Genomic DNA, 8,819 nt, shown 5'->3' on the forward strand with positions numbered 1-8,819 from the left:
AGGGGATTAGGCGCTTTCCTTACGTTGCACCCGCAGCCATACGAAAAAGCCCCACAGAACGAATGCGCCGTAGACCAGGTATAGCGCTGCTGAGGGGTAGTAGCCGGCGGACAGTAGGAGAGGCACCCCTACGATGTCCACGCCGATCCAAATGAGCCAGAACTCCGTCCAGCCTCGAGCCATTCCGAAGGTGGCGAGGATAGAGCCGGTGAAAATCCAGGCGTCTGCCCATGGACCCCAGGAGCCCAGTGCATCGAAGACGAGTGCGAAGCCGATGGTGCCGAAGACGGCGAAGGCGAGCATCCCCAGGCGTTCCTTGGTGCTGGCCCAGCTGGGCTGAACGGCGGCACTGTCCGCCGCGGGTTCACTGACGATGGAGCGCGAAGGATCAGTGTTATCTGGTTCGCGCAGACCGGCGGTACGGGCGCGATTCCACTGATACCAGCCGTAGACAGAGACGATCAGGAACATCACCTGGCGCCCAGCTTGGCCATAGAGGTCGAGGTCTTGTGGGGTGTGGAAGAGTCCGCCCAGGAATACGGTGAATAGCAGGATATTGCCAATGATGCCGACGGGCCAGGCCCAGACCACGCGCTTCATTCCGCCGACGGCGGAGGCGAGGCCGAACAGATTGCCGATGATCTCTCTCCAGAGGATCGGGTAGCCGCCTATGAACAGTGTTGCGTTGAGAAGTGTTGTAAAGATTCCCTCGGATTCCACAGTCACCATCTTTCCCCATTCGGATCCGCGGCAGAAAACCGGGTAAGCACTTCAGAGCGTATTAGCCCTTTAACTGCATTGGTTTTTTAACTGCGATCTACGCTAGCCAGCATGTCGAAGGCTCGATCGTAGAGTTCCCGCGGGGTGGCATCGCCTGTGAGCCTCTCGTCCGCCGCGGCCTCCATAGCCCGCAGAGCAATGCTGAAAGCAACATCTAATAGAAGGAAAGCATCGAAGGGGGTGAGGTTGGGATCGATCTCACATAGCGCCTGAGTGCCGGGCTCGGTAAGGGTTGGGAGATCTACTTCCAGGCTGTCGCCGCTACTGTTCTGATGAGGATGTTCCAGCATGATGAGTAAAGGCTTGAACTTGCGGACATCTGGGGTGATGGGGTCGGAGATCTGTGAAGAGTTGTCCCCGGACTCCGGCCCTAGTGGGGAGCAGTAGATCCACATGGTGTCGCGCAGAATATCGGCGGTGCGGCCAGTGCGGTGGTCTGTGGCGACCTCTTTGACGCGCCGGGCGAAGTTCTCAAAAACGTCGTGCAAATAGTATGCGAAGACATCGTCGCGGCGTTCGAAATAGTTGTGGAAGGTACGGGGAGACACACCAGCGTTCTTAGTAATGGCATGTACCGTGGCTGCATCCGGCCCGTCGTTCAAATACAGATCGATCGCGGCATCAATAAGGTTTTGTTTAGTCTCGGCCTTTTTCTGTTCACGCCTAGAAGCAGAGGGCTCGGGAATGGTCGCGTTTGTCGCCATGAGAGTGAGGAAACCTTTCAATCTGCCCAATGAGTTCAATGAGCGCGATAAAGCTGATTGAAGAGTAGTGTAGCAGGACTGCTGCAGCTGAAGCTTGAACTCGATAATGAAAACTGTCCATCTAGCGTTTTCTAAGAGTTAACGGAGTTCTGAGAGGCCATTTGCCAGTAATTGGAAAACGTTTCGAATATCTTGTTCGGTGGTGACATCGCCCGTCTTATTGAGCTCCACGAAGATGCCGGGAATGAACATCATGGTATTGATGAGGAGTAGTGCATTGACAGTGGATAGGGTGTTTCCTGCCCGCTTGCTGTATTGCTGAAAAGCTTCTACAAGTGGGGAAAAGAACTCCACGCCGGAACTGAAGTGCCGCTGATCCTCTGCGAAAAGTTCCTCTCGTTGATGAGGTGGAATACTGCGGAGGTGGTCAGCGAGGCGGGGGAGAGTGTCGATACTCCTGGGATTTTCTGACGGGCGATTATAGAGGTTTACCGCAATGTTCTCGGCGATTGAGATTAAAGGTTGGCCGGGTCTTGCGACTTCCACAATGTTAACCATTTCGTCGACAAATTGATTAAGTATGAATAACAAAGCTGCTTCCCGGTGGGGGAAATAGTTGTGGAAAGTGCGCGCGGAAATGTCCGCCTTTTCTGCGATACGGGCAATTGTCGCATTCTCTGCTCCCTCGTTGACCAGAATTTCAACGGTAGCCTGGGCAATGCGTTCGCGAGTCTCAGCTTTCTTGCGATCTCTTAGGTCAAGTGTCTTTTCCGCAGGTTGATTGCCGTTTTGGTTACTCATTTCGCGCGCCATCCTTCTTTGACTACTGTTCGCCTGTTTGCCTAACGACGCCCTCTATCGTCCCTCCTGCTGGGATTCTTGAAGGTGCGCCCCGTCAGCTTTGGCTTCAGGTTCCGAATCGCGGCTTCCGTCAGCTTTGAGACCGATCAGGCTTTCGCCTTCGACATCGACCGTGGGGATGATCTTCCCTAGCCACTTGGGGAACTTCCACGCATGCTCGTCGAGAAGGAACATAGTGGCTGGGATGAAGGTCATGCGGACAATGAAGGCGTCAAAAAATACGGCGGCGGCTAGAGCAAAGCCCATCACCTTGATGAATGGCTCGTCGGCGAGAGCGAACGCAGCAAAGACCGACATCATAATGAGCGCTGCGGCCGTAACTACTCGGGCTCCGTGCTTAAAGCCATTGGAGGTAGCGTTGCCGGCAGTCTTGCCGTGCGCCCAGCCTTCGCGCATACGGGTAACAAGAAAGACTTGGTAGTCCATTGCGAGGCCGAACACGATGCCGATCAGCATGATTGGCAAGAAGGAGATGATCGGCTGCGGGTCGTCGACAATACCTCCGAAACCTTCCTGCCACAGTGCGACGGTAACGCCGAACGTGGCGGCCACCGACAGTCCGAAGCCGACCGCTGCGATCAGCGGCACCCAAATGGAGCGGAAGACGACCATGAGCAGGATGAATGCCAGTACCAGGACGATTGCGATGTAGGGGATGAGAGCCTCTGATAGACGCTGAGAGATGTCCTCGTACATCGGGGTTACACCGGTAATGGCGTAGGTGGCACCGGTCTTCTCGGCGTAGCTGGACTCCTCAGCGCGGATCTGTTCGAGTACGTCAGCAGCACGGGCATCCGTAGCGCCATACGACGGGGTGATCATCACCTGAGCGGCCGTGCCCATGTCAGCAGGATTCTGTGGGTCGCCGTTGGTCTGAACCAACTGGGCATTTTCAACGCCGTCGGTGCCCTGGATGGTAGCGACGGCCTGCTGGGCGGCTGCGGCCTTTTCCTTGCCCTTTAGGTCCGGATACTCCACGAGTGCGAGCATTGGAGCATTCCGGCCAGCACCGAAACCCTCCTCCGTCATCTCGTAGGCGATGCGGTTGGGAGTGCCCTTGGCCATGGATCCGTCAGATGGCATGGCGAGCCGGAGGTTCATTGCAGGGATGGCAAGCAAGACCAGTAGTACTGCCGCGCCGATTAGCCACAAGGCGGGTTTCTTACGGATGATGCGCACCCACTTTAGACCCATTGTGGGCTTTTCGTTTTCCGGATCCGGCGCCTTCACAATCGGGGTACGGCCAGCGAAAACCTTTGTGCCGATCAGACCCATGATGGCGGGCAAAAGGGTGATTGCGACGATGACTGCAATGGCTACGGTGCCGGCTGCGGCCAGAGCCATGGCGGTAAGGAACGGAATGTTGATGATGGACAGTGCGGCCAGAGCGATCAATACGGTGAGGCCTGCGAAGACCACTGCGGAACCGGCCTTGCCGACGGCGAGACCAGCCAAGTGGGCGCGGTCCTTGACCGGAATAGTCCTGAATTTTTGCTGCAGTTCCTTGGGCTCGAGATCCTGCCCGTCCACGTGCGCGATCAATTCGCTGCGGTAGCGGGAGAGGATGAATAGAGCGTAGTCAATGCCCACAGCCAGGCCGATCATGGATGCCAGGGTGGGGGTCATAGAGTTGATGCTGTCGGTGACGGAGGTGGCTGCCATGACGATGCCGATGCCAGTGCCCACGCCGATGACTGCGGACAATAGCGGCAGGCCAGCGGCCACAAGGCTGCCGAACGTGACGATCAGGACGATGGCGGCGACGGCCAGACCAATGATCTCGGAGGTCATGTTCATTTCGGGTTGCTGGAATGCGTTGCCGTTCCAGCCGACCTGGAGATTGCCTTGGTGATTCTTGACCGCTTCTTCGAACTTCTGGATGTCTTCGGCGGGCACGTCGGTGGCGGTCTCTGCGTCGAATGCGACTTCGATCGTGCCAGTACGCTTATCGGGACTCAGCGGGCTCAAAGCTGCGATGTCAGAGGCGATCTGCTCCTTCGGCATGCCCTGCTTCTGTTTCATCGGAGCCATCTGCTGGTGCATGTTTTCGCTAGCCAGGACGGGAGAGACGAGTTTTTCCTTGTCCTTCAAGAAATCGAGTTCTTGCAGCGCCTGCAAAACGTCCTCAGTTGCCTGGGCGGCTTCACCTTTGGCAAGTGTTTGCCCCTCGGGAGCCTGAATAACTAGCTTGCCCTTTGCGGCCTCTAGCTGGTTGGTGTTTTCACTATTAGGAAAGTCCTCCTTGATCTTCTCCTGGGTCTCGATCGATTCCAGGCCCGGGATGGTGAAGGACTGCGAAGTGGGTTTGGTGAGGAGGGCGGAGGCGGTGCCCACGCCAATCAGCACGATCAGCCAGACGGCGAGGAAGCGCCATTTGTGTTGGTAGGCGGAACGGCCTACGTGGTAGAGAAACTTTGCCATGCGAAAAATATTGCACAGGTAGCGAAGAATTGCAATACCTGTGCAAGGTTATGGCGGGAAGTCGTTCCCAGCAAGGCTGGCCTTACTAGTAGGCACTAGTCGGCGACCAATGTCTCCATCGTTAGCTCTGGGTGTTCCTTTTCCACAAAGGCCAGTTTCCACTTGTCGCCGAAGAGAGCAATGAGTTCCCCGTCGGTGCGGGTGAAAATTTCCACACCGCGCTGCTTCGCCAACATCGGCGCGGATTCGGCGTCGGTACGTCGCGCGACAGAGTAGGGCACAGGATCGGCCACTGTCTCCACGTTGTACTCAACATCCATTCGAGCTTGCATGACCTCGAACTGCATGGGGCCGACTGCGGCCATCACTGGGTTCGCGTCACCGCGGGCATCGTTGCGCAGAATCTGCACAACGCCCTCGGAATCCAGCTGCTCAAGAGCCTTACGGAACTGTTTGTACTTGCCTAGCGACTTCGCGCGCAGAGTGCGGAAATGCTCGGGGGCGAACTGCGGCATGGGTGGGAACTGAACCTTCTTGCCGCTGTAAATCGTGTCACCGGGAGCGAGCGAGCCGGCATTGACGAGCCCCACGATGTCGCCGGGGTAAGCAGCTTCGACTGTCGCACGAGTGCGGCCAAAGACTGTCAGTGCGTACTTCGTGGAGAAAGATCTGCCCGACTGCGCATGGGTGACCTGCATACCACGTTCGAAAACACCCGAGACCACTCGCATGAAGGCCAGGGAATCGCGGTGGTTGCGATCCATGCCTGCCTGCACCTTGAAGATCACGCCAGAGAATTCGTCAGTCGGGTCGCGATGCTCATCGATGGAACCGGAGTTCCCACCTGCAGCGGCTTCCAACACCTTCGGGTCGGAATCACGGCCAGCGGGTGCAGGTGCCAGGGCGCAGAGGGTATCCAGGATCTGGTGGACGCCGAAATTCAGCATGGCGGAGGCGAAAATCAACGGAGAGGTGGTGCACTCCAAGAACAATTCTTGGTCATGTAGTGCGCCATCGGCAGCCAGCAGCTCAACTTCCTCGGCTGCGGTATCCCACGCATCTTCCTCTCGCTCTGAGGCTTGTTCCGGGGTGTAGTGCTCTTCCGGGGCAATCGTGGAACCACCCGCCGTGCGAAGGAAATGAATGTATTCCTCGGCTTCACCGTCGTCGTTAATGCGCGCCAAGCCACGGAAGTCTCCGGCCTCGCCGACCGGCCAGAACAGGGGAGTGGGCTGTAGCTGGATCTCGTTGACGATTTCGTCGACCAGTTCTAGAGGGCTGCGTCCTGGACGGTCCCACTTGTTTACCACGGTCACAATAGGTAGGCCACGCGCCTTGCACACGCGGAACAACTTCAGCGTCTGAGGCTCAAGGCCCTTTGCTCCGTCAATCAGCATCACTGCGGCGTCAACAGCAGAAAGAACGCGGTAGGTATCCTCCGAGAAGTCGGCGTGACCCGGGGTATCGACGAGGTTAATCATGAACGGCTCGCCCTCGTGCCCTTCCGGTGCGTACTCGAACTGAAGGGCAGAGGAGGCAATGGAGATACCGCGATCCTTTTCCATGTCCATCCAGTCGGAAACTGTGGACTTGCGGCCCGCCTTGCCGTGCACTGCGCCTGCTTCCTTAATCATGTGGGCATGCAGGGCAAGTGCCTCTGTGAGAGTGGATTTACCGGCATCCGGGTGGGCGATGACGGCGAATGTGCGGCGGCGTGAGGCTTCGGATGCGGTTGTACTCATAGTGCCAATTAGTCTAGCGGGTTAGCCCTCAATGGCTGGAAACGCATTGGCACACAACGCCCTGAGGAGAGCACCTAGGCGCAGGAGGACGTGGTCTTCTTCTTATGGGCTGAGGATTGCTCGAGAGCTTCACCGAATGCCTTCGAGTACTCCTCAGCGCCTTCCGGCATAGGGTGAACGCCATCTTCGAACAGTAGATCCGGATGGGCTTGCGCATGGCCACACCAGTCCGCCATGTAGACGTTGTCATGGGTCTTGGCTGCTTCGATGACCTCCTGGCGTGCCTGTCCCATCCACTCGCGATCGCCGTAGGGGGTAGCCATCACAATCGTGTGATCCGGCCCGATGAGGTTGATCATTTCTTCCATCTGATCGGGGAATGCAGCGCCGTTTGTTCCGAATCCCAGGAACACCGTGGAACGCAACTGTCCGGAATCCTTAAGCTGTCGCAGTACCTCGACGCCTGCGGTGTAGTGGCGGGATACATCTGCGTCGATAAAAATCCCGGGGTAGTCGGCATTCAGGGCTTGGCTTGCTGCAAGCATCACAGAATCGCCTACGGCCGTAATGTCTTTACCTTGAACCGGAGCTGACTTCTGGTCAGGCTTCGGGGATGGAGCGGCAGGTGCAGGCGCGGCCTTCTTGTTGTTATTTGCCGACTGGTTCATTTGTTGCAGCTGATCCAGCTGTTGTTCCAGCTCAGTCTTATCGTTCGAGTTGACCACACCGTAGATCACGCCGCCTACACTAGCTACGACAAGAAGCGGTACGAAAGGCCAGGCGACCTTCTTGAACCCTTCATTGATCTCGTGATAGCTCGGTCGTGCGTTCACGTAGTTCTTCCACGTCTGCTTGTAGCCGCGACGGCGGAAGGGATTCTCGACGTGCTGGTAGGAGATCTCGGAGATGAGCAGAGCAATGGGGAGCGCAACTAGCCCCAGAATCCATTCGTGCTGCATGCGTCCGTCCTCATTAAAGAGCTCTCGCAGGATCATGATGACGGGCCAATGCCATAGGTATAGAGAGAACGACCGCTGCCCCAACCAACGCATGACTTTGGTCCGGAAGATCAAAGTCAGTGGGCCTGTTTCGCGGATCACGCCCCAGATCATCAGGACACCCAACACGCTGGTGAGAGCCAGGCCACCACGGTAGGTGAAAGCAAGGTCGTCACCCATGAAGAGAAGCTGCGCAGCGTAGCCGATGAAGGCCAGGAAGCCGATCGCTCCGGCTACGCGTGCTTCGAACTTACCTACTGACGCCCACGAATCCACCCGCGGGTCGTTCTGAGTTGACGTGACAAGGAGCGAGAAGAAAGCTCCGATGAGTAGGCCAAAAGCATGTGTATCGGTGCCGTAGTAAACCCGTGTTGGATCCTCACCCGGGGTGAAGAGCAGCCACATACCCAGCACGGAGGCAACTGCCAGAAGAACCGTTACCAACATGGGAACTCGCCGTGGGGCACGGTGGAGTCTGCGCTGGGTAAAGGTAAACATGGCCAGAGTTAAAAGTGGCCAAATGATATAGAACTGCTCTTCGACGGCTAACGACCAGTAGTGTGCGAACACCTGAACTTCGTTTTCAGCGAAGTAGGACTGGGAAGTGGCGATCTGGGTCCAGTTATTGACGAAGAACAGAGTACCCAGGAATTGCTCCCGAATCCCCACTGCTATGTCCCCGCCAATGGCGGTGACCAGCGCAGTCACTATGAATAGTGTGACGAGCGCTGCGGGAAGAATGCGCCGAAAACGTCTAATCCAGAAGTCTTTGAGACTGATTGTCTGACTTACGCGATACTCGCGCACCAGAAGCGAGGTAATCAAGAATCCAGAGAGGACGAAGAATAGGTCTACGCCCAGATAGCCACCAGGCAGTATGTCGCCGAAAAAGTGGTAGATAACTACGGCGAGTACTGCGAGTCCGCGCAGGCCATCCAGTCCCTTGACTTGGCGCAGGCGAGCGCGGCGATCCTGTTTTACAGTCTTGTTTTCCGGCGGAATTGCCAACGCTTCGGGCACGTTCTGCCGAGGTCGCTTCTGAACGGCAACTGGTGCAGGCGCTGCCTTTTGCTCAGCCTTAGGCGTAATTTTCTTTGGCGCGGGCTTGGCTGCCGGCTTTTGGGCAGCGTTTGCTGCTGGCTTTTGAGCAGGCTTGGTTTCCGGTCGTGGTGCAGGCTTGGCTGCCGGCTTTGGTGCAGCGTTTGCTACTGGTTTTGTTGCAGGCTTGGTTTCCGGTTTCGGTGCTGGCTTTTCAACAGCCTTTGGCGCAGGCTTTGCTGCTGGCTTTTGTCCCGTCTTGGGTAGCGTCTTGT

Annotated in this window: 6 protein-coding genes; all 6 read right to left on the bottom strand. The window is 56.9% G+C overall.

Going from position 1 to position 8,819, the window contains the following annotated elements:
* Positions 1-6: 6 nt before the first annotated feature.
* Positions 7-729, bottom strand: a complete 723-nt coding sequence (locus tag ACUY2T_RS09470) for a nicotinamide mononucleotide transporter family protein (protein ID WP_448308388.1) — start codon at positions 727-729, stop codon at positions 7-9.
* A gap of 77 nt (positions 730-806) precedes the next feature.
* Positions 807-1,484: a TetR/AcrR family transcriptional regulator gene (locus tag ACUY2T_RS09475; protein WP_448308389.1), complete on the bottom strand. Its 678-nt coding sequence runs from the start codon at positions 1,482-1,484 to the stop codon at positions 807-809.
* Positions 1,485-1,622: 138 nt separating this feature from the next.
* Positions 1,623-2,285: a TetR/AcrR family transcriptional regulator gene (locus tag ACUY2T_RS09480; protein ID WP_448308390.1), complete on the bottom strand. Its 663-nt coding sequence runs from the start codon at positions 2,283-2,285 to the stop codon at positions 1,623-1,625.
* Positions 2,286-2,339: 54 nt separating this feature from the next.
* Positions 2,340-4,766: an MMPL family transporter gene (locus tag ACUY2T_RS09485; RefSeq protein ID WP_448308391.1), complete on the bottom strand. Its 2,427-nt coding sequence runs from the start codon at positions 4,764-4,766 to the stop codon at positions 2,340-2,342.
* Positions 4,767-4,861: 95 nt separating this feature from the next.
* Positions 4,862-6,508: a peptide chain release factor 3 gene (locus ACUY2T_RS09490; RefSeq protein ID WP_293790996.1), complete on the bottom strand. Its 1,647-nt coding sequence runs from the start codon at positions 6,506-6,508 to the stop codon at positions 4,862-4,864.
* Between the two features lie 74 nt (positions 6,509-6,582).
* Positions 6,583-8,819, bottom strand: a 2,237-nt coding sequence (locus ACUY2T_RS09495; RefSeq protein WP_448308392.1) for an acyltransferase family protein, incomplete at its 5' end; no start/stop codon positions are given.

This window comes from Corynebacterium sp. 22-2729 (genome assembly GCF_053479475.1).

Coding starts and splice junctions, on each gene's coding strand:
- ACUY2T_RS09470 (WP_448308388.1), bottom strand. CDS start 729: ATGGTGACTGTGGAATCCGAGGGAATCTTTACAACACTTCTCAACGCA.
- ACUY2T_RS09475 (WP_448308389.1), bottom strand. CDS start 1,484: ATGGCGACAAACGCGACCATTCCCGAGCCCTCTGCTTCTAGGCGTGAA.
- ACUY2T_RS09480 (WP_448308390.1), bottom strand. CDS start 2,285: ATGAGTAACCAAAACGGCAATCAACCTGCGGAAAAGACACTTGACCTA.
- ACUY2T_RS09485 (WP_448308391.1), bottom strand. CDS start 4,766: ATGGCAAAGTTTCTCTACCACGTAGGCCGTTCCGCCTACCAACACAAA.
- ACUY2T_RS09490 (WP_293790996.1), bottom strand. CDS start 6,508: ATGAGTACAACCGCATCCGAAGCCTCACGCCGCCGCACATTCGCCGTC.